The sequence below is a fragment of the Alkalimonas cellulosilytica genome, assembly GCF_036325985.1.
GTDB lineage: Bacteria > Pseudomonadota > Gammaproteobacteria > Enterobacterales > Alteromonadaceae > Alkalimonas > Alkalimonas cellulosilytica.
Window position 1 is genome coordinate 83,297 of sequence record NZ_JAUHLI010000014.1, and the last position, 24,310, is coordinate 107,606.

A 24,310-nucleotide genomic window follows, 5' to 3' on the forward strand; every position below is an offset into this window, starting at 1 on the left:
TTAAAGATCTTCAAAGCCCGGTAGTCCTATTTGCCGGGTGCTCACTTTGGTTGTCACGTGCCTGTGGGGCCTGCGGCGGCTGGCATGTTTTTGAATGACTTGTTGCTTCCGCACCTGCCAATCGATGGGATCCAGCTTTTCTTTCCACTGCAGCAAGGCATGACGGGCACTCTTTATCGCTGCGTCAGGATCAACAATGGGGGCCGGATAGTTGGATGACACCAAAGATGCAAAACGCTGGCGCACAGAGCCAGGCATCAGCCAGGGAGTATGGATCCAACTGGTTGGCACGGTTGCCAGCTCTGGTACCCAATAACGGATATAGCTTCCGCTAGGATCCCGCTCTTTACTCTGCTTCACCGGGTTGTACATCCGGTTGACGTTAATACCGGTCACACCGCATTGCATTTGTATCTGTGGATAATGAATGCCCGGTTCGTAATCAATAAAACACTTTGCCAGATGCAGTGCAATTGGGCGCCATGGCAGTCCAAGGTAATAACTGGCAAAAGATGCCAGCATGGCTCTGCCTCTGAAATGCAGCCAACCAGTAGCCAGTAAGGCGCGCATGCAGGCATCAATCAATGGGTAACCGGTATGGCCGGTACACCAACTTGAATAGCGGTGCGGCTCAAAGCTATCTTCCCGAAAACCAATAAAACCAGAATGCATGGGGAGAAACTCTATGGCAGGCTCCGTTTCAAACTTTTGAATAAAATGGCAATGCCACCGCAACCGGGATAAAAACGCGGATAAATTCACTCGATTAGCCCCTGAATGCTGTAATTTCAGCTGTGTGTCTTGAAACAGTTGACGCAAACTGAGTTCGCCATAGGCCAGAAAAGGACTTAAACGTGAGCTGTGCTCAGCCGACGCAGCTGGCTTACCTATGCTGCGCAAATAATGCTGGTGCCGGTTGCGGAAAAAAGAATCGTAGGTGGTTGTCAGTAAGGCATCAAAGCGTTGAATGCAGGCGCCGATATCACGGCTACGTGTTAGTTCTGGTAATGGCTTGGGATCGGGCTCATGCAACAAAGGCAGTCGGACCGGACGAGGGACCAAAGGTTCTTTGAGCCAGGTGTCCGTCTGCCGTTGCCAATGATCTCTGTTGACAGAGCCCCTAAGTACCGCAAACTGCCGATACTGCCGCCATGGGATCGATTGACGTTTCAAAGCGCGCGCAACAGCAAGGTCGCGTTGATAGGTCCAGAGGTTGCCTGTTTCCTCATGGCTATGCACCTGGCAAATTTGAAACTTTTGGCATAGCGCAAGCAAAACATGACTGGCAGGTCCTACTTCAATGATTAACGGTTGCCCTAATTTTGTTAACTCTTGGTCCAGGCGCTGCAGGCTGGCTTTGATAAAATGCCACTGTCTGAGCGAGGTGTCAGGTTGCTGCCAATAGTCAGGCTCTATGATGTAGACTGGCAGCACAGCGCCTTGCCTGGCTGCCTCATAAAGTGGTGCATGATCATCAATGCGAAGATCACGCTTAAACCAAACCAGTTGCCTCATAATTTTTCCAGGCTATTGAGTATAAGGTCGGCGTGTTGGCGGATAGCTTGTTGTTCCTGTTCCGGCTTTTTATGCCACTGCTGGTAAGCCAGCTGCAAGCGGGCATTGCCACCTAATTGCTCACTATTGCGATCCAGAAATCCCCAATACAAAGCATTGAACGGACAAGCACCTTCGCCATAGATTTTCTTTACATCGTATGGGCAGTGCTGGCAGTAATTACTCATCCGCTGAATGTACTTGCCACTGGCGGCATAGGGTTTGGAAGCAAGTACTGCATCATCAGCAAACAACGCCATGCCCAGGGTGTTGGGCAGTTCAACCCACTCAAAGGCGTCAGCATAAACGGCCAGGTACCAATCGGTGACCTCATCCGGGTTTAAAGCAGTCAAGAGCGCAAAGTTGCCTGTCACCATCAAACGATGAATATGGTGGGAATACGCATAATCGATGGTGCTTTGAATCGCCTGTTGCATGCAGCGCATTTGCGTCTTTGCAGTCCAGTAAAAGGCAGGCAGTGGCCGCTGTGCCGCCAGGGTGTTCCGTGTTTTGTATTCCGGCATCAGTAACCAGTACAAGCCGCGCACAAACTCCCGCCAGCCGATCAACTGACGGATAAAACCTTCCGCGGCATTGAGTGGTACCTTGCCATCTTTGTAGGCTTGTTCGACTTTCAGGCACATCCAGCGTACATCCAGCAAGCCTATGTTGAGGTACATCGAGCAGATGCTGTGAAACAAGAAAGGCTGGTCCAGCAGCATCGCATCCTGATAATCACCAAACTGAGCCAACTGCTGCTCAACAAAATGCAAAAATGCCTGCCGGGCCTGTTTGCCCGTGACGGCTAAGCGGAAAGTAGTCGCATCGCCCATATTATCCGTGAAATGCTGCTCTACTAGCACCATCACATCCCGGGTAATGGCATCAGGCTCAAACTGAAGCGGGGGGATCTGGGCCAGATCGGGTGGGCAGGCTTTGCGATTGGCTTTATCGTAATTCCACTTGCCACCTTCGGGCTGGTTTTTGTCATTCATTAACAAGCGGCTGTAGCGGCGCATCTCCCGGTAAAAATACTCCATGCGAAATTGCTGCCGATCTTTCGCCCAGTTGGCGAATTGCTGGCGCGAACACAAAAAGCGATCATCGCTCAGTTGCTCAAGTGGCAGGTTGAATTGTTCCTGCCAACGGGCAATTTCTTGCTCTAAGCGATACTCACCGCACTCGGTCAGTAAAATACTGCTGAGCTCGGGATGCTTTGTCAGGGCATAGGCTACCGCGTCAGTCATACTAAGCACGGATGGGTACTCCGCAAACTTCAGATAAAGGACCTGATGGCCCAGTTGCTGTAATGTATCGGCAAAATGCCGCATGGCACTGAATATCAGTACCAGCTTATGGCTGTGGTGTTTGGTATAGCTGGCTTCAGCCATGACTTCGGCCATCAAAATCACATCGTCTGTTGCTATCGCTTCTAAGCTTGCGAGGGCGGGGCTGAGCTGATCGCCCAAGATTACGACTAATCGTGGCATGCTGTTGTCCAATTCGGTTTTGTTTTTAAGTTACGTCGTTCTGGCAAGGCACGATCAAAAGAATGCTGAATGAAAGCCGGTCAGTTCGCTGGCGGAATGAAGCTGTTATGTTATATTGTAACTTTTCTGGAGGGCTCACATGTTGACAGAACAAGAGTTGCTGCAAATGCCGGCAGATGATTACATGAATACCAGCCAATTGGCTTATTTCGAGCAGCTGCTGCGCCAGCAAAAACAGGATCTTCAGCGGCGGATTGAACAAAGTAAGCAATCGCTTGGCAGCCGCGAGGTCGAGCCTGATGAGCTGGACAGAGCTTTGATTGAAGAGGAAAACCGTCAGAGCTTGCGCTTGGTGGAGCGAGAGTATTTTTTACTGCGTAAAATTGAACAAGCTCTGGATCGGATCGCCAGCAGAGACTATGGCTATTGCAAGGAGAGCGGTCAGCCGATCGGTTTGAAACGACTGTTGGCACGGCCAACGGCAGAGCTGAGCCTGGATGCGAAAGAGCGGCAGGAAATGCAGGAAAAGCACTTTAGTAAGCGGCGGGGTTAGCCACTTTGCAAGTGGCAAGGCAAAGCGTATGATGAGAACCATACTCGGTGTAAAAAGCGGAAATAAATCATGATAAAAGCAAATGCATTGGTAGTGACTACGTTGGCCAGCAGTTTGGTGCTGGGGGGGGGCTTGGTTGGAGCCGAGGTGCATGCTCATGAACAGCGGCATCAACACAGCCATGAACATCAGCATGCCGATAGTGAACCTGCAGAGCAGCATCATCATACGACAGAACACAATCATAGCCAGAGTCATGATCACAGTCATGAGCACAGCCACGACCATGATCATCATCACGATGATGAATTTACTCAGCTTGGCGCTCATGTGCACGGTGAGGCCTTACTCACTTTTGTGCTGGAAGGCAACGAAGCCATTCTTGCATTGCAAACGGCCGCTTACAACATCGTTGGCTTTGAGCATGCACCATCGACGGATGAGCAGCAGCGCGAAGTTCAAGCCGCTTTGTCTATGTTATCCAAAGGCAGTTGGTTTGAATTAAACCGTGATACCGGTTGTCAGATAGAGCAAGCGGATGCCAGCACGGATTTAACCCGGCCAGGCCATCAGAATCATGGTGACTTTTATGCCAACTTCACCTTGCTCTGTCACAACCCGGCCCGGCTGCAGTATCTGGATTTATCGCTGATTCAGTTGATGCCGGCACTGGAGCGGGTTCAGGTGCAGTGGGTGGTGAATGAACGCCAAGGCATGAATACTGCGACCTTACGCGAAGGGCGTATTCGTTTTTAATGCCCATCCTCAGCAACCACTAAAAAAGCGCTCGAGGGCGCTTTTTTAGTGGTTTTTTTGAAATTAAAGTTGTTTTACCAGCTGTATTCTTCGATGTGATCGGCTTTTAAGCTGTAAGCGGCAAAGGCCAGATCGTGCGTCATTGAATCAGTGGTGAGAACGCCGGTGATCCAAAACGGTGTGTACATCATATCGGCGGTCAAGCCTTTTGCATCCGTCACATAGACAATCTGGTTCGGTGGCGGTGGTGGTACATGGATGCAGGCACCAAAGTAGGGTACCAGGAAGAAACTGGTCACGTTCTGGTTTTGATCAAACTCCAGCGGCACGATAAAACCAGGCAGCCGAACACGCTGGTTATTGAACTCTTCACGTACCTTGGCTGAGCTAAGAACCTGTTGCCATAAGCTGGCATAAGGATCGTTGGAGGCATCATCAAACGGCGATGGTTGGCTGTAGTCGTGCTCAATATCCGGCAGCGTTTCCAGCAACGCCAGATCCTCTTCCGGCATCAGATCGGTCCATTCCAGGGTACGCACCTCATCAGCCTGCAACTGGGCGGAAGTAAATGCGACAGACAGCAACAGGATTGCTATAGACAGTACACGCAGCATTGGAGCTTACTCCTGAACTTTGGTATAAATCATTCCCATCATCTTACCATGAAGGTAGAACAACCGGTGACTGACAAGCCGAAAAAATATGTAATTGAACTCAAAAACCTGCGTTTTCGCTGGCCTGGCAAGCAAGGCTGGCAGCTGGCGCTGGATAGCTTGCAGCTGGAAGCTGGTCAGCATTTGTTTATTCGCGGTGCATCGGGCTCTGGTAAAACGACCTTACTCAATTTGCTCAGCGGCATCACCACTCCCAATGAAGGGGAGTTGTGGTTGCAGCAAACCGCGATGCATCAGTTATCGGCGGCCAAGCGGGATACGTTGCGGGCACAACAAATCGGGGTGGTGTTTCAGCAGCTGAACCTAATCCCTTATCTGTCTGTGTTGGATAATGTACTGTTGGTGGCAGGTTTTGCCAATCAGTCGGCTGCTGAACTGACCGAGCGAGCCATTATGCTGTTGCAGCATCTGGGGCTTAACGATGAACTGCATCACAAAAAAGCCACGGAGCTAAGCGTGGGTCAGCAACAACGGGTGGCCATTGCCCGGGCTTTACTACTTCGCCCGGCCTTACTGATTGCCGATGAGCCAACTTCAGCGCTCGATGCCGACAACCGCGATGCTTTTATGAAACTGATGCTGGCAGAAGCCAATGAAAGTGGCACCACTGTGATTTTTGTCAGCCATGATCAGGCGCTGCAAGGCTACTTCAGCTGGCATTTGCCGATGGATCAACTGGAGCAGGGGGTACAGCCATGCTGATGAAACTGGCGCGTTTGAGTTTATGGAATCGCCGTGGCACTGTGCTGATGACGGTGTTGTCTCTGGTCATCAGCATCAGTTTGCTGCTTGGTATTGACCACCTGCGGCATGAAGCAAAGAACAGCTTTACCAGTACCGTGTCTGGCACCGATTTGATTGTCGGGGCACGTTCCGGCCAGCTGAACTTATTGCTGTACTCAATTTTTCGCATTGGTAATGCCACCGCCAACATCAGTTGGGAGACCTACCAGCGCATTCAAAACCACCCGCAGATAGCCTGGACCATCCCCATCTCGCTGGGCGACTCGCACCGGGGCTATCGGGTGGTGGGTACCAACCAGGATTATTTTGAATTTTACCGTTACGCTGGTCAGCAGCAGTTGCAACTGGCGCAAGGGGTTATTTTTGATGATGTGTACGACACGGTATTGGGTTCAGAGGTGGCGGCACGGCTTGGCTATCAGTTAGGACAGGAAATTGTCCTGGCCCATGGCATTGGTCAGGTCAGTTTTAGCGAGCATAAAGACAAACCTTTCACCGTAGTGGGTATTTTAGCGCCAACCGGCACGCCGGTGGATCAAAGTGTGCATGTCAGCCTGGAAGGCATCGAGGCCATTCATATTGACTGGCAGCAGGGCGCCCCTATGCCAGGGCGACGGGTGAGTGCCGAGCAGGCGCTGGAGATGGATTTAACGCCAAAAGCCATTACAGCTTTTCTGGTAGGTTTGAACTCCCGGGCGGCCACCTTTTTAGTGCAGCGGCAAATCAATGAGTTTCGCGGTGAGCCGTTAACGGCTATTTTACCCGGTGTGGCGCTGGCCGAGCTCTGGCAGATGCTCAGCATGGTCGAGCGCTTGCTGTTGGTGATCACGGTGTTGGTGTTATTAGCCGGCCTGGTGGGTATGACCACCACCTTGTTGGCTTCAATGAAAGAGCGGCAGCGGGAGATTGCTATTTTACGGGCGGTAGGTGCTCATCCCCGCACCTTATTTTGGCTGGTGCAGTTGGAAGTGTTGTTGATTACGCTGGTATCGATGCTGCTGGCGATGGCCGTGCTGATGGTTGGCTTGTGGTTTGGCCAGGATCTGCTGGCTGGTCGCTATGGCTTATTTATTGGGTTAAATCCAATTCGTCAGAGCAGTTTGCAGCTGATGGGGCTGGTGCTTGGGCTGGCGTTACTGCTGGGTTGTATCCCATCCTGGCTGGCGTACCGCAAAGCACTGACTGATGGCCTTAGTGTGCGTCTGTAGCAGGCAGTAAACTCTGTAAAATAGTACGGTATTGATTGCTGGCCTGCAATTGCTGCAGGCCGCGATTAAACCGCTCCATTAATTCCTCTGAGCGAGGATCCTGCTTGGAGAGGATCAGGTACATCGGCCGTTGATCCAGCACGGGTTCAATATATTCGATGTTTGCGGCATGCTCTGGCAGCAAGGTTTGCAGCAGGTAAAGGCCGTTCAGCTTATCGGCTGGTACCAAGTCGACCCGCTCCAGTGCCAGCATGCGAAATGCCTGCTCATCACTGGCAACCGCAATGGTATTAAGCCGTGCGAGTAGTAACCCTTCCGGCTGCGCATAGCCTTGCACCACCCCTAAACGAAAGCGCGCATCAGCCAGTTGCTGGAAGTTACGAAACTCCAGCGGCATGCTACGGCGCTTAAACAAGACGATTTGGTTGGCGTACATCGGCTGCGAATACAAAAAGTTTTCCACTCTGTCTTCAGAGTACCAGGCAGCGATGAGACCCACGTAATTCGCAACTTTCGCTTCATGCAGAGCGCGGCCAAAGGGCATGAACTCTACTTCGATCTGAATGCCTTGCAGTGCAAAGGCCTGGCGGATGATTTCAGTGACGACGCCTTGCTGCGGCAAGTCTGCTCCATAGTGGGGATGGTAGTTGCTGCTGGCCAGCACAATGCGCTCAGCCTGAAGTGAAGCGCTGAACAAAAAGCCTAAACACAGCAGCAAACAAGATAGCAGCAGTTTCATCAATCATCCTTTACCGGATACAGCTCAGACCTGAGTATAACGTTCGGAGTAAGCCGGTGGTTTGATAAAAAACTGATATTTGTTGCCTTTGCTTACTCCGACGTACTGGTGCTCCAGTACGCCTGAGTGATAAAAGGTTTGCTCAGTAGTTTTTTACTGATACGGTCGAGTTCATCACCATCCATCGAAATGGTAGCCAGCATGGCTTCGATTTCGATATCCTCATTGCCAAAAGGGGAAACTTCCATGCCCCTTGCCGGCAGTCTGGCCGCTTCCAGCACCAGCTCCACTACATCCACCGCATGTTTTTGCTGCTGTTTATCGGCAATCACATGCAGGATGTAGGTGACTTCGGTGGACTCCACATCCATCGGCTGGCGGTTGATCTGGTTGACAATAGGGCGCAGCAGGGTATTGGCCGCGAGCACAAAGAGCGTCCCCAGTACGGCCTGCGGCAACAGGCTGGCCCCGGCACTGGCACCAATGGCTGCGGAGCCCCACAGGGTCGCCGCAGTATTGATGCCACGAATATTGCCTTGTTCCCGCATAATGACACCGGCACCTAAAAAGCCAACGCCCGACACCACATAAGCAATCACGTGTGCAGCACTTTGCGCGCCGTTTAAGTTAAAGGCAATGTCGACAAAAATCGCTGCACCAACGGCCACCAGGGCATTGGTGCGCAGGCCAGCAGTCCGCTGCCGGTACTGGCGCTCTAGCCCGATTAAAGAGCCGAGTACAAAGGCCACTACCAGGCTGATCAGGCTATCCAGCAATGGAATGAGTTGGATGTTTTGCATTGCAAGCATGGGGTTCTCCTTAAAGCTGAGCCATCCGCGGCTGAGTAAGGTTAGGGGCATCCAATGACAGGATGCCGGAGAACCACTGCCAGGCCGGGGTTGGGAGCCGGCCTGGCAGTGTACAACAAGGTTGTTGCCGTTCGATGACGTTTAGCCGACCGGAATATCCAGCAGCCAGGTCGCCATGGCAAAGTAAATGATCACACCACAAGCATCGGCAATGGAGGTAATCAAGGGGGCACTGGCCGCTGCCGGATCCAGCTTAAAGCGGCTAAGCAAAAACGGCAACGACATACCAATCACGCTACCTACCACCACCACAATTTGCATGGTCAGAGCAACCACCAGCGCAATCTCAGGGCCACCACGCCAGAAGCCGAGGGTGGAAACGGCCAGTGCCATGGTTAAGCCGAGCAAACCAGCGACCACAAACTCTTTCCCCAGCATTTTTGCCCAGTCTTTGATCATCACTTCGCCGGTTGCCATGGCGCGTACCATCAGGGTAGCAGCCTGAGAGCCCGCATTACCACCACTGTCTACCAGCAAGGGCAGGAAGAACACCAGCGCAATATAGGCTTCGATGGTATCTTCAAAATAAGCAATACCAGCACCCGAAAAGATGTTGCCAAATACCAGTAGTACCAACCAGAACACCCGCTTGCGGTACAACAAGTTGATGGAGGCATCCTTGATGTTGCCAACAATTTCACTGACCGCACCGACTTTACGAAAATCGGTGGTGGCTTCTTCGGCGGCTACGTCCATCGCATCGTCGTAGGTCACAATGCCCACCAGCTTATCGCCACCATTGGTGACCGGCAGTGCAATTAAATCGTATTTGGCGATCAGTTGCGAAGCCACTTCCCGCGGCGCATCCGCCTTCACATAGACCGGATCCCGGGTCATAAAGTCACCGATGATGGCATTCTCATCCGCCATAATCAGATCTTTCAGTGACACGGTGCCAACCAGCCGACGCTCAGAGTCCACCACATAAGCCTGGTAAATGGTCTCGGTATCCGGTGCTGCTTTACGCAACTGAGCAATGCCTTCTTTGGCGGTGCGTTTGGCATCGACCAGGGCGTATTCCGAGCTCATTACCGAGCCTACTTTGTCTTCCTCGTAAGCCGCCAGCTTCCGAATATCTTCACGCTCGGCTTTGGCCAGCACCGGCAGCAAACGCCCTTGTTGGTCTTCAGGCAGCAGATTGAACAAGTCAGCGCGTTCATCCGAGGCCATATGCAGGAACAGCTCCCCCAGAGCTTTAGACTCCAGGCAGGGAACAATCTCGGCTTCCAGCTCTTTTGGCAGGTAGCCAAACAGCAGTGCACGTTCTTCGACCGGGGTCAGACTCATCAGCTGAGCAATTTGCTCGACGGTGAAGCTGCTTAGCACCGCGCCTATATCGGCCGGGTGGCAACGGCTGACCAGTTGTGACATGTCCTCTTTGTCTTTGCTGAGCAACACGGTGCGCAGGTTAAAAATCAAATCTTGTGCATTCATGGTAGTTCTCCCTGCTTAAAAGGCGCTGAAGTAAACAACGAAACCGGCGCTGATCCAGTGCTCATTCGCACTGCCGCTCAGACGGTTGCCATAGCTGATGTCCAGTTGCAAACGGTCTGCTTTGGGCTCAAAACGATAGCCAAGCTGATAAAAAGGCCGGCCGGCTGCTTCGCGGAATACTTCGGCAAAGGCCCAGTGATTGGCCATCACTTCCCGCTCCAGCGCGATACCTGCGGTCACTTCATTGCCGGCATCACGGTTATTGGCGTAGCCAAGGTTGCTGTGCAGTAACCAGGCATCGTCGGCAAAGCTGTGGGTGACAGCCAGATTCAGATGCTGATCACCGCGAAAGCTACCCTGCTCAAAGCCATGGCTAAAGCCGATGGTGGCGCCCCAGCCATTGGTTTCCAACGCTCGCAGTTCGGTTTTAGCGGAAAGTTCATACAAGTCGGGCTCGCCGGCGGTTTGGCTGGCGTAGCCAAACCCCCATTCAACACCGGCAACCTGACAAGCCGGAACGAGCCAGAACTCATTGGGGCCACGATTACGCTGCCACCAGCTTTCCAGCTGGCAGTCGTCAACAAGGGTCGCATCATCGGTGATCAGCGGCCGACCGGCATTTGCCAGGCTGCTCAGGCCCATAAAAAAAACGGCCAGTGCTGTCATAGACAACGATTTGGTTGGGGCTACGGTTGCATCACGCAAAGCTACATGATTTTTAGTGTACATGCGCCTTATCCTCTTCGGTTGAAGCGGTTGCCAGCATGAGAAAACAGATTGTGTCAGGCAGTCTTTGACCGCCAGTTCAGCAAAAGGAAAGTATTGGTTGCATCAGCAGCTATCAGGCAGACGACATCATGCCCAACGAATAGCTGTACAGCACTTGCGACAAGCTCAAGTGATAAAACCAATGGTATTGAATAGAAATGAAAGGAGTATGACAAAAAACAGACTACTGACATCACTATTCTGCGCCTGGCAGAATAGTGCTAAAGACCATGCTGCGAAGCGTTAAAACATTCCTCGTGTTGACTGACAATCGACAGACCAACGCCTACTACCAGGTTGTTCGCCCACGATGGGTCTCCGCAGTGGTTAAAGTTGCGGCGCATTATAAGGATTGCACCGTCTTTTGCAACCTTTGATTGAACAATGATCAAAAATAGTGCGCAGTATTATTGGCTTAGGACCTAAAGAAAAAACCTTGAAAAACCTATTTTTAATGGCTTTTAGGCAGGAAGTTCGCTATTTTTTACTCAGTTGTTTTTTATCAAGAGCAGGCCATGCCAGCATCCCCACAGCACATTCAGCAGCAATTGGAAGCTTTGCAACATCGTTACCTGAAGCGGCTACAACAAGACTGGCCAGAAATTACCGCTATGGCAAGCCAACTGCTCGATACCAACGCACAAAACTGGCAAGACATTGTAAAAGGATTAAAGTTTCGTTTTCATACCCTGGCTGGTTCAGCGGGTACCTTTGGTATGCCAGAGCTTGGCCAGCAAGCCAAAGCACTGGAAATGGAACTCGATGCCTGGCTCGACCTTAAACAGGGCCCAGATATTGAACGTAAGCAACATTTTTTGAATATGGTGCAGGAGCTGAGTAACTACAGTATCAGCGAGCCTCAAACCACACCGACACCATTGTTTCAATCGCTTGATGATGAGTTTACCCGCAAAGCACAGATCCTGGTGTTCAGTAAAGATGGTGAACTCGGTAAGCAATTGACCAAAGCGATGGATCCCTTTGGTCATCAGGTGGTCAGTTGTCAGCAGCTGGAAGAACTTCAGAAGACGGTCGCAGTGCAAAAGCCGGATATCCTGGTGCTGGATATGCCTCATAACCGTTTGCCAGATGCATTGAAAAAAGTGTTGTCACAGCTCTTGGCTGATGAGCAACAACCGACGGTGCTGTTTACTGTCGGTGAAAAAGAAAGCTTTACCCATTATCTGGCGGCCGTGCGGCTGGGGGCGGTTGGCTATTTTATGAAACCTGTAGATGCCGCTGCGATTGAACTGCGTATTCAGCGTTTGCTGGCGCAGCGTCAGCAACCACGTTTTCGGATCCTGATTGTGGATGACGATGTGATGCTGGCTGAGCATTACCGGCTGATTATTGAGCAGGCGGGTATGGAAGCCAAGGTGGTCAACGATCCCACCAAGATGCTGATAGGTTTGCAGGGGTTTCAACCCGATGTGATCCTGCTGGATGTCAATATGCCGGATTGCACCGGCCCGGAGTTGGCACAGATTATTCGCTTTAAAGATGAATGGCTTGGGGTGCCGATTGTCTATTTATCGTCGGAAACCGATAGCCAGCGGCAATTGGATGCGTTGGTGAAAGCCGGGGATGACTTTATTTCCAAGCCCATCACCGACCAGGCCTTGGCGGTCACGGTTTTTGCCCGCGCTCAGCGCGCCAGGCAACTGGCAGAGATGATGACCCGCGATAGCCTGACCGGCTTGTTGCAGCATGCTACCGTGAAAGAGCGGCTCGGCGATGAAATTGCTAAAGCCAAGCGCAGCAAGCAGGAGTTGATTGTGGTGATGCTGGATTTGGATCATTTTAAACGAGTGAATGATCAATACGGCCATTTAGTGGGCGATCAGGTGATCAGCAGTCTGGCGAACCTGTTGCAGCAAAAACTGCGCAAAACCGATGTGATCGGTCGTTATGGTGGCGAAGAGTTTTTACTGGCTTTGCCGGATTGTTCGCTAAAAAAAGCCAAAACCATTCTCGATGGTATTCGTGAGTCGTTCCAGGCCATTCCATTCAGTGCCCAGGATAAGCCGTTCCAGTGTACCTTTAGTGCTGGCCTGGCCCGGGTTGATACCAGCCAGTCAGCCGATGAAAACATCGACCGGGCCGACCAGGCGTTGTATCAGGCCAAGCACAATGGCCGCAACCGGGTTGAACTTGCCTGATTAACAATGGAAAAAGCCTGTCAGATGCAGTTTGGCTGACTGCGCACTGTAATGGCAGAGAGTGGCTGGGTATCCAGCCAAAACCGGCGAAAGGCCCAGGTCCACATTTCCAGCATCTGGTAGGGTTTATCCAGTTGGACCACGGCTATCGGTTCTAATTCGCTGTCTTGCTGACAGGCCAGGCTGAATTCAAAGGCATAATTGCCCTGCATGCCCATCCTGAGATCGGCCATGGTGAGCAGTTCGCCGCGCCGAAAATAACCGACAAAGCCATGACTGAAACGGGTGAGCTCCTTTGCTTGCGGTAGTTGGCTTAGTGCCTGCGTCTGTTTTGGAAAGACATGCCGGCGAAATTCAATCGGTGTTGTGCCATCATTCAAGGCATAAAAGCCTTCGCGATAACCAGCCTGGTCCATCACCACAATGCGCCACACCAGGGTATTCAGGGCTGTGGGCTGTACCAGCCGTTCATAGTGTGCAAGCTCCGGATGCATGCTATCGAGTTGCCAAAGCACCCACTGCTGAGCAGCTAAGCCCCAGCCTAAATACAGTGATGAAAGTAGCAAGCCTAATTGATTAAAGCCAAGGCCCCGGCCCGGCAAACGCCAGGCCAGGCCAACCCCAATCAGCAGAGGCAGGGTATAGAGCGGATCAATCACAAAAATACTTTCCAGCGCGAAGGGGTAGTCGCTAAAAGGCAGCGCCAGTTGAGTACCATAGGTGGTGAAGGTATCCAGCAAGCTGTGGGTGATCAGCACCAGCCAGATGGCCAGCCACCAGCGCAAAAACAAGGCTTGTTGTTGGTGCCAGCGGCAAATCAACCAGGCCAGCAGTGGTGAGAACAGTGTCTGGTAAAAAAAGGCATGGCTTTCGCCTCGATGACGCAGCATATTGCTTAAATCATCGCCGAAGTTCCAAAATACATCCAGATCGGGCAGGGTACCTGCCACCGCTCCCCAGAGGGCGGCTTTTTTCACCGGAGTGGACTTTCCCATTACAGCAACGGCGACGGCAGCACCCAGCGCGGCCTGAGTAACAGAGTCCATCAGTTATCTACCAGTACGCGATCTGTCGGGTCAAAGCGGGGTGATTGAATGGACAGTACTTGTAAAGGCTCATCGGAGGTCACTTCCAGCAGCCCATGCACTGTGCCAGGCGGGATCAACAGATAATCCCCGGCCTGAATGCTCACCTCAGCATCGGCCAAGCGCATGCGGGCACTGCCCTGCAGCACATAAATTTGCTCGGTATGACGTTGATGGTAATGGTTGGGCACAGCGCCACGGATGGTTAGTAAGAAGCTGCTGCTATGCTCTGTTGCTGCCAACGGCTGGTTGTGAATAGCCGGTGCATCTGCCGGGGCCACCAGCTCTGGTAAATGCAGCAGGGTGGACGAGCAAAGGATAGCTGGTAAAGCGAGCAATGAAGTGAAAAAACTCATGGACCAGACCTTCTTATGCAAAGCAACCAGCTTAAAAGAAGGTCTGAATTCTGTCCAGTAACTGCTGTGTTGCAGCACAGCAGCTTGCTATTAGTGGGCGCGGTACAAACGGCAAAAATAGTCGATAATGGAGTCGGAATCAAAACGGCTGAACTTCAAATGATGCTTTTGCACAATGGCGTCTGCCAAAGAGCGCAAGGTGACATCCAGCGACTGGCCACAGGGGCGAGTGAGCTCATGGCGGCTGAACAAGTAATTCAGTGCAACCGAGGTATAGGACTTGCCGGCGACAGGTTGAACCAACTGCAGTTCATGCAGACGAACGCCAAGGTTGCGTAATTTTTCTAAGCGACTTTGTTCGTTCATGGTGCGTCCTCCAACAGTGTATGCGGGTTATCCGGTACATAGAGGTTATCGTCTTTGTCGCTGATAACTTGAGCGGTAATTTGCAAAAGCCTGTGCAGAAAGGCCGTAAAATTGTCACGAAAAAAATGCTACAATCTGCGAATTCAGCATCTTAATGCCGTTTTTAAGAAGAGAGTTCCATGAGAAAAACCACCTTTTTTTCGTTGCTGGTAGTGCTGGCGGTATCTTTGCAAGGTTGTTCGCCCTCCCCGGAACGGGAGCAGCACGTTGAGCTGCGCATTTTGCATACCAATGATTTGCATGCCTACCTGCTGGGCTACGATTATTTCCAGCAGCGCGAGACCGACCGGTTTGGTTTGGCCCATACGGCGGCTTTGGTGCATCAGGCCAGATTGGAGCAGCCGAACAGCCTGCTGTTTGATAACGGCGATACCATTCAGGGCAGCGCCATGGGCGACTGGGCCCATGCTCAGGGCCTGGAGTATCTGAAGCAGCAACGCCACCCGGTGATCCGGGCGATGAACTACCTGGGCTATAATGCAGCAGCGCTGGGTAATCATGAGTTTAACTATGGCCTTGAGTACCTGGATGCCACCATTGAAGGGGCGACTTTTCCGTTTTTATCGGCCAATGTGTTTGAGCCGGATGCTGCAGCCGATGACTGGCAGGCCAGCCGTTATACGCCTTATGTGATTCAAAGTCATAGCTTTGTCGGCACCGATTTGCAGCGCCATGATATTCAGGTGGGGGTGCTTGGGCTGGTGCCGCCGGATATTATGCGCTGGGATCGGCATCATCTGGAAGGCCGGGTGCAGGCTCGGGATATGCTGGCAGCCGCTCAGTACTTTGTACCGAAAATGCGCGCCGAAGGTGCGGATGTGGTAGTGGTGATTGCCCATACCGGCCTGCGGGATTATGGCGATTATCCTGAGTTTGCCGAGCAAACCGGGCTCTATCTGGCGCAAGTGGAAGGGGTCGATGCCTTGTTGCTGGGCCATCAGCACCGGCAACTGCCGGGGCCGGATTATCAGGACCTGGCCGGAGTAGATGCCGAGCGTGGCTTTATTCATGGCGTACCCGCTGTGATGGGCGGCCAGTATGGCAGCCATCTGGGCGTGATCGATCTAACGCTAAAGCGTAACGATGGTACCTGGCAAGTGGTGCAGGCTACCAGTGAGCTGAGGCAGGTTGGTCCGGAGCGTGATGAACTGTTGGTGGCTTTACTGAGTGATGAACAAGCTCAAACCCTGGCGATGTTAAATCAGCCTTTGGGTGACACCGAGGGTGCCATTGAGAACTTTTTTGCCCGGGTTACCCCGAACACAGCCGTGGCCTGGGTCAATCAGGCGCAAAGCTGGTACGCAACCAGCCTGCAGCAGCGGGGCGAGTTGCCGGATTTACCCATTATCAGTGCTGCCGCGCCGTTTCGCAGTGGTTTTGGCGGGCCGGAAGACTATACCCATTTGGCTGCCGGGCCGCTGACGCTTGGCAATATCGCTGATCTGTACATTTACCCCAACACCTTGCGGGTAATTGAGTTAAGCGGCAGTGAGCTGCGCGACTGGCTGGAAATGTCGGCCCGGACTTTCAATACCATCGAAGCCGGCAAAGACGAGTGGCAGCCATTGCTGGCGCCACGGATCCCAAGTTACAACTTCGACATGATGAACGAACTGAGTTACCGCATTGATTTAAGCCAGCCTGCCCGCTTTGATGGTGAGGGCCAGCAAGTGAGCGATAGCCATCGTATTGTTGATTTAAGCTATCAGGGACAGCCGGTCAGCGCCGAGCAGCGCTTCTTGCTGGCAACCAACAATTACCGGGTGAGCGGTGGTGGCTTTTTCCCGCATGCCACCACAGCTCCGGTGCATTACACCGGCCAGATGGAAGTAAGGCAAATCATCGCAGCCTACACCCGCGAACAGGCTAAGCAGCATAGCGCAGCCATTCCGGTGCAACTGCAACAGAACTGGCAACTCAAGCTCCCGGCTGAGGCCCGGCTGGAGTTTCGTAGCAGCAGCCTGGAAGCAGCCAAAGCCAAAGCAGAACAGCATCCGCGCCTGCAGTTTCTGGGCTTGGATGATGACGGCTATGGCCGTTATCAGTATCTACCGGAGTAAGCGTTTTGAGCGAAGCAGCAGGCATGCGCCTGAATAAATACATCAGTGAAACCGGTATCTGTTCACGGCGCGAAGCCGATCGGCTGATTGAACAGGGTCAGGTACTGGTCAATGGCAGCCCGGCCGAAACCGGCATGAAGGTGAGCGATGCCGACAGCATTGTGGTGGCAGGCAAGCCGCTCAAAGCCAAGCCTAAAGCCGTCTATCTGGTGTATCACAAGCCGGTGGGCGTGGTCTGTACCACCGATACGGCGGTTAAAGGCAATATTGTTGATGCGGTGAACTACCCGCAGCGCATTTTCCCAATCGGCCGGTTGGATAAACCGTCGTCCGGTTTGATTTTGCTGACCAATGATGGCGACATCGTCAATAAGATTTTGCGCGCTGGCAATGCCCATGAAAAGGAATATCTGGTCAGTGTTGATAAACCCATCAACCGTCATTTTTGTCAGCGAATGGCAGCTGGCGTACCGATCCTTGGCACTGTGACTAAGCCGTGCAAGGTCACGCAAATTGGACCGGATCGTTTTTCCATTATCCTGACCCAGGGACTTAACCGGCAAATCCGTCGTATGACGGCGTACCTTGGTTTTGAAGTGACCCGGCTCAAGCGCATTCGCATTATGAGTATTCAGCTGGCCGATTTAAAACCCGGCCAGTGGCGCGAAGTCACCCCAGCAGAGTTTGCTCTGCTGAGTGATTTGTTAAAAGATTCGGTGAAAACCGAAGAGGCCTCACAAGGGGCCGGAGCCGGTATCAAAAAGCGGGGTCATCAACCACGCATTGAGCGGCCGAAGCGGCAGTACCGTTCGGGCTAGTCTGATAAACCAGCCCGCTTCAGCTAACGGAGCAAGGCGCTGCTCTAATCTGCCAGCGCCTGATACAAAGTGCGGATCCAGCGCTCTTCGGTAATGAAATTCCAGTGCCAATCCTGCCATTGCTCACCCAGGCCCCTTGCTATCATCGCTTCCAGTGTCAGGTCTTCGGCTTTGAACTGCTGCACCTGAGCCAGTGTGGCTTCCATCATCCGCAATTCCCGCTCTAAGCCAGCCCGGTTGGTTAACTCGCCGTGCCCTGGGATCACCCGGGTGTTGGCATCAATGCTGGCGAACACGTGACGGGTCACGTCCATATAAGCTTGCAGATTGCCGCCGGCGTTGGTGTCGATAAAGGGGAAGCGGCCTTCAAACATCAGATCGCCCATATGCACCACATTGGCCGCTTTAAACCACACGATGCTATCGCCATCGGTATGGCTTGGTTGCATGGCGGTCAGCAGGATATGCTGGCCGTTCATATGCAGGCTTAATTGGTCGGTAAAGGTCAGGTTGGGCAAGCCTTCGGCCGGAAAATTGCTATCGGCTTGCAGGCGTTTACGGACATTATCGTGGGCAATAATGCGGCTATCTGCGGCCAGTTTGGCATTGCCGCCGACGTGATCGCCGTGAAAGTGGGTATTGACCAGCACTTGCAGCGTTTGCCCTTCGGCCAGCTCACTCAGCTTGGCTTCAATCTTGCCGGCCATTTCGGCAAACTGGGCATCGATCAGCAAAATGCCATCGTCCCCAGTCAGGGCTGCCATATTGCCGCCAGCACCGGTTAGCATGTAAAGGCCCGGTGCCAGCTCGGTTGCTTCGATCTGCACATCGGCAAAGCGATCAGCCAGTGCACGGCTGCTTACAAGTAATAAAACGCTGCAGAGTAAAAGGTGTAGCAGTTGAATGGTGCGCATCAGGATCTCCAGAGTGGTTGCGAACAGGAAACAAGAGTCGTTAGTATGAAAGCCTAGTGAATTTCTGCCGGTTTGGATCTGTTTTTGCCAAAAAATAATACCTTTGAAACAGTTACCATTTGCTCCGGGCCAGCCTTACCTGGCCTTGCTGCCAGCTACCTGCGCGCGCTGTGGGCCAAGGGCAGCAAAGACGCCGGGCCTTTACGCGCCTGTGCTTTGCTTGAGCAGCTACCGCTGCAGCAGCTTCAGGCCTACCAACAGCTATGCCAGTGGCCGCAGCTAAGTCCACAGCTAAGCCCGCCGCCCTGCTGGTTGCAGCTGGTTAGTTTTCCGTTGCAGTTAAAGCTTGTAACGCACCCGCGTTTTCCGTTACCCGCCATGGGGCTGGTGCATCTTGAAAACCGGATTGAGTACTTTTGTCCGTTGGATTCCGCTATAGCAGTGGATTTTAATTGCTGTACCGAAGCCGCGCAGCCGCATGAAAAAGGCCGTACCGTTGCGCTGATCACCGAAGCAAGGCAAGCAGAGCGGCTCATTTGGCGCAGCAGGGCGGTGTATCTGCAGCGCCTGCGTACCCCCTCCAGCCGCCAGGAGCAACCAGCGGTTACCATCCGCTATGCTTCTCAAAGTGCAGAATGGCCGCTGCCGGTCAGTCTGGGGTGGCGTTATGGCCGTGTATCGGGCGATCTGAATCCGATTCATCTGCATCCCTTGCTTGCCCGCTTGTTTGGCTTTACAGCCAACATTGCCCATGGCATGTGGAGCAAAGCGCGTTGCCTTAGCGAACTGGCGGCACAGGGGCTGCTGCCAGAGCCGCCCTATCAGGTCGAGGTACGCTTTGCCAAACCCATCTTGCTGCCAGCTCAGGTTCAGCTGCATTGGCAGTCAAGCGGGCAGAGCATTAATTTTGCGCTCTGTTCGGCTGACGGAGTACGCTGTCATTTGCAGGGCGCAGTGACCACCATCAGCCGTTAAGCTTTTCCGGTTCATGGTCAGCAGGCTAGATTTCAGCGCAGGTTCAGGCTGGATGACGTCTTATTGAGCTTTGGGGCTGTAAGCGGCAGGTGCTGCCATGGCGCAGCCTGGATCCTCTATAAGGTAGCTAATGATGAATAAAAGCCTCTGTCTCGCGTTTGGTTTCTGTAGTGTGGCGCCCTTGCTCTTGGTGAATACGGTATGTGCTGGAACGGTGCTGACCGATGCCAACCTGACCAAGCTGGAAGCGGCCTTGCCGGCACTTGCCAGGGTAGAGCAGGACAATGTTGCTTCTTTGTATCAGGTTAGGCTGCAAGCGCATTGCGATTGGTCGCGTCATGCGGCAGAGGTGCGGGCGCAGCAGGAAGGGCAAGGCTACCTGGATGAGGTGGATTTGATTCTGGCAGAGCATGAACTGACTGCACCGCTTTTTATGGAGTTAACCGCCAAGGGCAGTTGGCCGGTACTGGACTCGATGCGGCCCATGCTACAGGTATCGCGGCGTGCGCTACCATTCTTGCCGGAGCCTCAGCGTCAGCAGACTGTGCAGGTGCTGGACCAAACCGATCACATGACCCAGGCGATAGGCCCTTGCCTGACCGACGCGGATAAAGTGGCTCTGCAGCAACATCGTGGACGCTTGCTGGCACTGGCCGGTCGGATGCCGGGTGGCCTCATTCCCGCCAAAGCAGAATGGATGCCGTAACACCGGTTGGTCCAGGGGGAAGTTGAAGCGGACAGGAGCTATTGCAAAGACGCTAAATTCAGGTGATATTGACGAATCTTTTGGCAGGACAAGCCATTTTAAGTGGTATTGCTATTTTAAGTTATTGATAAATATTAATATTAAAGTTGGCACGTTAGCTGCTATCTACACGGAAGTTGTTTGGCAAATAAGTTTGAAAGGATAAAACATGGGATTGTTTCGCTTTATTTTTAATGTGCTCTGGTTTGTATTGGGTGGTTTTGTTATGGGTCTGGCCTGGTGGCTGACTGGTTTGATTTGCTTTATCACCATCATCGGTATTCCTTTTGGCCGCTCCTGCTTTGTGATTGGCCAGATGGCATTTTGGCCTTTTGGCAAAGAAAGCATCAACCGCCGTTACATCAACCGGGCAGAAGACATTGGTACCGGCGCTTTAGGCAGCCTGGGCAATATCATCTGGTTTATCTTTATCGGCATTTGGCTGGCGATAGGGCACCTGTTTCATGCGCTGGTCTGCTTTATCACCATCATCGGCATTCCATTTGGTCTGCAGCACCTGAAGCTGGCCGCATTAACCGTCGCGCCTATTGGCCAGACGATTGTGAGTAAGGCTTAAATGCCAACAGGTAAGCAGCCAATAAATCAGCACTTGATGTCATCAAATAAGTCATCAAGCGCTGCTTTGGATCCAGTTTTCTAGTCGTAAACCCCCAATGCGCTCGAATTCCCGCAGGTTGTTTGTTACCAGAATTTGGCCTTCGCTTCTGGCGTGACCGCTGATATGCAGATCATTCACACCTATTGGCGTGCCGCACTGCTCCAGCTCCGAGCGAATATCCCCATAATGCTGAGCAGCTTTCTCGCCATAGGGTAAAATCACTAACCTGGAAACAAAGTCTTCCACTGCCTGGCGGTTTTGCTCTGGCTTCGTGCTTTTTTCAACGCCATGGCAAAGCTCTGCATAGGTGATGGAGCTGATGCACATCAGGCCGGCATATTTGTTAAAGGTTGCAGCAACTTCGATAGGGCGGCGTTTTATCACGTAGATACAGATATTGGTATCCAACATGTATTTCAGCATTAAAAGGCTTCCCGCTCTTGCTGTTCTTGTGATGCTCGCTCTGTCATAAAATCGTCGGTAACTGCAGTACCATGCAGGAAAAATGAATCCCAGCTATTGGCAACCGGCGTTAGAATACGATCCTGACCAACAACACGAACTGCGACTTTTTTTACGTCATCAGGAAAACGCGCATCAACCGGTAAGCGCACCGCTTGGGTGTTGTTGTTTTTAAACACAGTACCAGTACTCATCACAAGCTCCAATATGCAGGTAGATAGTTTGAGTATATACCTGTTTTTTAAAGCTGCAAAGTTAGGGGGAAGTGAGTGGGTTCCCGCAGCTTATTTACTTCAGTTGCTTTTTCGGGTCTTGACGGCCATGCAATACACGAATGACCTCAATCTTGTTGCCATTCACCGAGTAAAATAAGATATGACTTTCGATTGGCAGGCTTCTGATGCCGGGGAATAACTCTGGTCGTTCAACACCTAAGAGTGGTTGCTCGGTCAACAGCCACAGCTGACTTTTAATATTTTCCAGATAATTGTCGGATTGAAGCTGTCCCCAGCGAGAAAGACCATATTGGTAAATGTCTTTCAGATCATCTTTTGCTGCTGGTGCAATAACCAGCTGATGAGTGGTCATCAGAATCAGCTTTTAATGTCATCAAACAAGGCATCAAGTACCGCTCTGGATTCAACGGCAATTCCTTCGCCTCGTGCAAGTTGTTCGGTTCCCACATGAAGTTGCTGACGTAACTGTGCTAACTTAACTTGGTGGATCCAGTCCTCATGAGTGTCCATAAAGCGCAGAGCTTCCCGAATGACTTCACTGGCATTATTGTACATACCACTTTCAACCTTTGCTTTAACGCGTGATTCCAATTCCGGGGTCAGTGAGATATGCATAATGGCCTCTAAAAAGGTACAGACAGTTACTCTAAAAAATCTAGCACAACCAACAAAGATTGCCAATCTTTGTTGGTTGTGCTTTCGGAGTGAGAGCTTCAATCAGAGCTGCGAATCTGGGGAGGCGTGGGTAAAACAAGTGCTTTCTTAGTGGCTTAGTAGATGAATAGCCATAAAAAAAGCCAGCTCAATTGAGCTGGCCTTCTGGTTTGGTGGAGCTGGGGGCATCTGAACAGTAAATTATTTAATAATAAAAACATTGGCTTGATGCTGGTTTTTCGCCTTGAATCCATTCTGTGTTACTTTTTGTGTAACTTGAGGTTGGCGCTACCCTGTTTCAGTTTTCAGAAATCCGAAGGGTTTTGGTTCAATTCCACTTATTGCCTGAAGTTACCTTGTCGCATGCTATTGCAAAGGCCACATACAGAATTAAACATATATAAATCATGAGCTACTTTTTGTACAAATAGACCATACCCTTCCAGCAAAACCACAGTATCGAAGCCATTACTACTAATGTGATAATTACAGAGCCATTTGTGTCTTGCTCACTGAAAATCACTAAGCTACCACTTGCGAATAAATACATTGCAGATGCAATGCCAAGGCTCACAGATGCAGCAATCAAACCAAGTATGGCAATTAGTGCACCTCTAAACAGATAAGCAATTGCGGATTTAAGATCTTTTTCTTTTGGCTTCTGGTGCAATTGATCGCTGACGGGGGGCTGGCTATTTTCGGACTTCGCTTTAAGCATTGCTTCTAAGTCAGCTCGCAACGCTTGCACTCTCAACTTAATATAGGTGGCTTCAGCTTTGTTTTTATCGCCATCAGAGTCCGCAATTGCCCTAGTCATTACACCATCTTTGATCCTGCCTTCCTTCATTTCCAAGGCAACCTGCTCATAAATTTCATCAAGCTGTGCGTCATTGATACCTGAATTAAACTGACTCTGCTGGGTCTTGCTTAAACTTCTCTTTGTTTTTTTAGTAATAGCGCGAATGCTGAAATAAATGCCAGTAACAATCAGCATTGCAATGAATGATGGCGCTGAAAAGTTGGCAGCGGCCACTTTCCCTTGATTTGACAAGACAACTAAAGACATTACTGCCCAGGCAGTCCACAACCCTATGATGATGTTCATTAACCGTCCTTGTTTTGATGTAAGTGATGCCATATTTACCAAGGCGATCCGTTATGTCAAGCCAGCAGCATAGCAAACACTTTCAACCTATGGCGCTCAACTTTACTCAACCTACAACCAGGCAAGCATCTGTGCGGCGATGACCGTTCATCAAAAAGTCTGGTTTAATCTGGTTGGTCAGGTTTAGTTAGGTTGTGTTATGACATGTACCTGACGCTATGTCGTGTACTACTGCTACACACTGCCGTCATGTCAAACAAACCGCTAAGCAAATATTTTTAACTTCACAGCGATCAACTTTAATCATCTTTTGCCATCCTGCCGCAGCAACATTCATTGCTGCCGTCATGCCGGTAGTTAACATGCTGTGTTGATGTAGTTCTGATGCGCTGTATGCGTTGCTGTAATCGTCAGTCATGTGGTTATAGCTGTGTCGTGCTGTGTCACGTTCTGATGCGTTACACGTTGCGCTCTGCGGCATGTACATGCGCTGCTTGCTGTGTGCTAAGGGGCGCATTTCAAATGCTACCCATGCGGTATGCTCATGCGTTGCGTGTAGTTGGTGTTGCGCTGCGTGTGAAGTGCTAAGCCATAATTCTGGCTTTGGTGTTCATGTACCAGGCTAAGCAGTGATTCCTGCTTAGGTGGTGTCGCTTATTGTCGATGTGCAAATACGCATATCATCAGTACTTAAAGCTAAGGCGGAATGATGCCTTTGATGCCTTTGATGCCATTCTGGATTTCAAATCCAATAGGGTTGAAGTTCTGGTGCTGCTTATACTCATAGCCTAGGTACTTTCATCTTAGCTTACCAAGCCAGCTTACCTGTTAGAGTCGAATCAGGATAAGTACCAGTACAGCGCCGATCCTCTGGTACTGGATGCTTAGTAACACCCCCTACTTGATT

At 51.5% G+C, this 24,310-nt stretch carries 26 protein-coding genes and 1 pseudogene; 10 read left to right on the forward strand and 17 right to left on the reverse strand.

Annotated elements, in window-relative coordinates; genetic code table 11:
- A complete protein-coding gene (locus QWY20_RS14275) occupies positions 1 to 1,515 on the reverse strand; it encodes an FAD-binding domain-containing protein (protein ID WP_330129681.1) in 1,515 nt (504 codons plus the stop codon).
- Positions 1,512 to 3,044: a cryptochrome/photolyase family protein gene (locus tag QWY20_RS14280; protein ID WP_330129682.1), complete on the reverse strand. Its 1,533-nt coding sequence runs from the start codon at positions 3,042 to 3,044 to the stop codon at positions 1,512 to 1,514. Before QWY20_RS14280 ends, QWY20_RS14275 begins: the two co-directional genes overlap by 4 nt.
- Before the next feature lie 139 nt (positions 3,045 to 3,183).
- Between QWY20_RS14280 and QWY20_RS14285 the strand changes: the two genes are divergently transcribed.
- Both QWY20_RS14285 and QWY20_RS14290 read left to right on the forward strand, forming a co-directional pair.
- Positions 3,184 to 3,597, forward strand: coding sequence for a TraR/DksA family transcriptional regulator (locus tag QWY20_RS14285; protein ID WP_330087967.1), 414 nt, complete (start codon positions 3,184 to 3,186; stop codon positions 3,595 to 3,597).
- Positions 3,598 to 3,666: 69 nt separating this feature from the next.
- Positions 3,667 to 4,353, forward strand: a complete 687-nt coding sequence (locus QWY20_RS14290; protein WP_330129683.1) for a ZrgA family zinc uptake protein — start codon at positions 3,667 to 3,669, stop codon at positions 4,351 to 4,353.
- A 74-nt stretch (positions 4,354 to 4,427) separates the two neighbouring features.
- On the opposite strand, the gene QWY20_RS14295 is transcribed toward QWY20_RS14290, so the two are convergent.
- The gene (locus tag QWY20_RS14295; RefSeq protein ID WP_330129684.1) at positions 4,428 to 4,967 is read right to left on the reverse strand and encodes a DUF3299 domain-containing protein; all 540 of its coding nucleotides are present in this window, start codon (positions 4,965 to 4,967) and stop codon (positions 4,428 to 4,430) included.
- A gap of 48 nt (positions 4,968 to 5,015) precedes the next feature.
- Between QWY20_RS14295 and QWY20_RS14300 the strand changes: the two genes are divergently transcribed.
- Complete coding sequence (locus QWY20_RS14300; protein WP_330129685.1) at positions 5,016 to 5,729, forward strand: ABC transporter ATP-binding protein; 714 nt, start codon at positions 5,016 to 5,018, stop codon at positions 5,727 to 5,729.
- Positions 5,723 to 6,979 carry an ABC transporter permease gene (locus QWY20_RS14305; RefSeq protein WP_330129686.1) on the forward strand — a complete coding sequence of 419 codons (1,257 nt, stop codon included), beginning with the start codon at positions 5,723 to 5,725 and terminating at the stop codon, positions 6,977 to 6,979. The genes QWY20_RS14300 and QWY20_RS14305 overlap by 7 nt, the downstream gene beginning before the upstream one ends.
- On the opposite strand, the gene QWY20_RS14310 is transcribed toward QWY20_RS14305, so the two are convergent.
- From QWY20_RS14310 to QWY20_RS14325, 4 genes are all read right to left on the reverse strand, one after another.
- Positions 6,963 to 7,718 carry a substrate-binding periplasmic protein gene (locus QWY20_RS14310; protein ID WP_330129687.1) on the reverse strand — a complete coding sequence of 252 codons (756 nt, stop codon included), beginning with the start codon at positions 7,716 to 7,718 and terminating at the stop codon, positions 6,963 to 6,965. The genes QWY20_RS14305 and QWY20_RS14310 overlap by 17 nt on opposite strands.
- Positions 7,719 to 7,810: 92 nt before the next feature.
- The gene (locus QWY20_RS14315; protein ID WP_330129688.1) at positions 7,811 to 8,527 is read right to left on the reverse strand and encodes an MgtC/SapB family protein; all 717 of its coding nucleotides are present in this window, start codon (positions 8,525 to 8,527) and stop codon (positions 7,811 to 7,813) included.
- 141 nt (positions 8,528 to 8,668) lie between these two features.
- Entirely contained in the window at positions 8,669 to 10,021 is a 1,353-nt protein-coding gene (gene mgtE, locus QWY20_RS14320) for a magnesium transporter (RefSeq protein ID WP_330129689.1), read from the reverse strand.
- A gap of 15 nt (positions 10,022 to 10,036) precedes the next feature.
- Positions 10,037 to 10,750, reverse strand: a complete 714-nt coding sequence (locus QWY20_RS14325) for a hypothetical protein (protein WP_330129690.1) — start codon at positions 10,748 to 10,750, stop codon at positions 10,037 to 10,039.
- Positions 10,751 to 11,304: 554 nt separating this feature from the next.
- Between QWY20_RS14325 and QWY20_RS14330 the strand changes: the two genes are divergently transcribed.
- The gene (locus QWY20_RS14330; protein ID WP_330129691.1) at positions 11,305 to 12,948 is read left to right on the forward strand and encodes a diguanylate cyclase domain-containing protein; all 1,644 of its coding nucleotides are present in this window, start codon (positions 11,305 to 11,307) and stop codon (positions 12,946 to 12,948) included.
- 20 nt (positions 12,949 to 12,968) lie between these two features.
- Here the strand turns inward: QWY20_RS14330 and QWY20_RS14335 are convergent, their stop codons facing one another.
- From QWY20_RS14335 to QWY20_RS14345, 3 genes are all read right to left on the reverse strand, one after another.
- Positions 12,969 to 13,994 (reverse strand): metal-dependent hydrolase, encoded by a 1,026-nt coding sequence (locus QWY20_RS14335; RefSeq protein ID WP_330129692.1) that lies wholly within the window; start codon positions 13,992 to 13,994, stop codon positions 12,969 to 12,971.
- A complete protein-coding gene (locus QWY20_RS14340; protein ID WP_330129693.1) occupies positions 13,994 to 14,389 on the reverse strand; it encodes a cupin domain-containing protein in 396 nt (131 codons plus the stop codon). Before QWY20_RS14340 ends, QWY20_RS14335 begins: the two co-directional genes overlap by 1 nt.
- Positions 14,390 to 14,479: 90 nt before the next feature.
- Entirely contained in the window at positions 14,480 to 14,755 is a 276-nt protein-coding gene (locus QWY20_RS14345) for a Rossmann-fold NAD(P)-binding domain-containing protein (protein WP_330129694.1), read from the reverse strand.
- Positions 14,756 to 14,934: 179 nt separating this feature from the next.
- Between QWY20_RS14345 and QWY20_RS14350 the strand changes: the two genes are divergently transcribed.
- Together QWY20_RS14350 and rluF are read left to right on the forward strand one after the other, a co-directional pair.
- Positions 14,935 to 16,875, forward strand: coding sequence for a bifunctional 2',3'-cyclic-nucleotide 2'-phosphodiesterase/3'-nucleotidase (locus QWY20_RS14350; protein WP_330129695.1), 1,941 nt, complete (start codon positions 14,935 to 14,937; stop codon positions 16,873 to 16,875).
- Positions 16,876 to 16,898: 23 nt separating this feature from the next.
- A pseudogene (rluF, locus tag QWY20_RS14355) lies at positions 16,899 to 17,675 on the forward strand (23S rRNA pseudouridine(2604) synthase RluF); the annotation flags it as partial.
- Between the two features lie 62 nt (positions 17,676 to 17,737).
- Here the strand turns inward: rluF and QWY20_RS14360 are convergent.
- Complete coding sequence (locus QWY20_RS14360; RefSeq protein WP_330129697.1) at positions 17,738 to 18,607, reverse strand: MBL fold metallo-hydrolase; 870 nt, start codon at positions 18,605 to 18,607, stop codon at positions 17,738 to 17,740.
- 84 nt (positions 18,608 to 18,691) lie between these two features.
- Between QWY20_RS14360 and QWY20_RS14365 the strand changes: the two genes are divergently transcribed.
- The 3 genes from QWY20_RS14365 (at position 18,692) to QWY20_RS14375 (ending at position 20,904) form a co-directional block, all read left to right on the forward strand.
- Positions 18,692 to 19,582: a MaoC/PaaZ C-terminal domain-containing protein gene (locus QWY20_RS14365; protein ID WP_330129698.1), complete on the forward strand. Its 891-nt coding sequence runs from the start codon at positions 18,692 to 18,694 to the stop codon at positions 19,580 to 19,582.
- Positions 19,583 to 19,712: 130 nt separating this feature from the next.
- Complete coding sequence (locus tag QWY20_RS14370) at positions 19,713 to 20,288, forward strand: hypothetical protein (protein ID WP_330129699.1); 576 nt, start codon at positions 19,713 to 19,715, stop codon at positions 20,286 to 20,288.
- Between the two features lie 208 nt (positions 20,289 to 20,496).
- The gene (locus QWY20_RS14375; RefSeq protein ID WP_330129700.1) at positions 20,497 to 20,904 is read left to right on the forward strand and encodes a YccF domain-containing protein; all 408 of its coding nucleotides are present in this window, start codon (positions 20,497 to 20,499) and stop codon (positions 20,902 to 20,904) included.
- A gap of 54 nt (positions 20,905 to 20,958) precedes the next feature.
- On the opposite strand, the gene vapC is transcribed toward QWY20_RS14375, so the two are convergent.
- From vapC to QWY20_RS14405, 6 genes are all read right to left on the reverse strand, one after another.
- Complete coding sequence (gene vapC, locus QWY20_RS14380) at positions 20,959 to 21,369, reverse strand: type II toxin-antitoxin system tRNA(fMet)-specific endonuclease VapC (protein ID WP_330129701.1); 411 nt, start codon at positions 21,367 to 21,369, stop codon at positions 20,959 to 20,961.
- A complete protein-coding gene (vapB, locus tag QWY20_RS14385) occupies positions 21,369 to 21,602 on the reverse strand; it encodes a type II toxin-antitoxin system VapB family antitoxin (protein WP_228612955.1) in 234 nt (77 codons plus the stop codon). The genes vapC and vapB overlap by 1 nt, the downstream gene beginning before the upstream one ends.
- A 94-nt stretch (positions 21,603 to 21,696) precedes the next feature.
- Positions 21,697 to 21,996 carry a type II toxin-antitoxin system RelE/ParE family toxin gene (locus QWY20_RS14390; RefSeq protein ID WP_330129702.1) on the reverse strand — a complete coding sequence of 100 codons (300 nt, stop codon included), beginning with the start codon at positions 21,994 to 21,996 and terminating at the stop codon, positions 21,697 to 21,699.
- Positions 21,997 to 22,001: 5 nt separating this feature from the next.
- Entirely contained in the window at positions 22,002 to 22,259 is a 258-nt protein-coding gene (locus tag QWY20_RS14395; RefSeq protein WP_330129703.1) for a type II toxin-antitoxin system ParD family antitoxin, read from the reverse strand.
- A gap of 451 nt (positions 22,260 to 22,710) precedes the next feature.
- Positions 22,711 to 23,403: a hypothetical protein gene (locus QWY20_RS14400; protein ID WP_330129704.1), complete on the reverse strand. Its 693-nt coding sequence runs from the start codon at positions 23,401 to 23,403 to the stop codon at positions 22,711 to 22,713.
- A gap of 247 nt (positions 23,404 to 23,650) precedes the next feature.
- Entirely contained in the window at positions 23,651 to 23,821 is a 171-nt protein-coding gene (locus tag QWY20_RS14405; RefSeq protein WP_330129705.1) for a hypothetical protein, read from the reverse strand.
- Positions 23,822 to 24,310 lie beyond the last annotated feature (489 nt).